At 39.4% G+C, this 231-nt stretch carries 1 protein-coding gene; it reads left to right on the forward strand.

Annotated elements, in window-relative coordinates; genetic code table 11:
- On the forward strand, positions 1 to 231 hold a 231-nt coding region (locus tag ACSV5T_RS10465), incomplete at both ends, for a hypothetical protein (RefSeq protein WP_438321112.1).

The raw sequence follows: 231 nt of genomic DNA on the forward strand, positions 1-231 counted from the left end.
CGTTATAAAATACATGCCTATGTAGATTGCCGTTCTCATCAAGCACGACAACTTCCCGTGCGACCTTTCGTTAAACTGAGTGCTATTGATCGACAATTAGAAAAATGCGGTATTCCTACCCTATTAGGAAATTATAATCGTCAAATAGAGAAAGAAAATGCAAGAATCATGGAACAAAGAACCATTAGTGAGCGAACATTTAGTCAAACGCTTTCAGAGGAGAGCGCGCTT

The organism is Veillonella sp. ZSJB6, assembly GCF_051549505.1.
Taxonomy (GTDB): domain Bacteria; phylum Bacillota; class Negativicutes; order Veillonellales; family Veillonellaceae; genus Veillonella.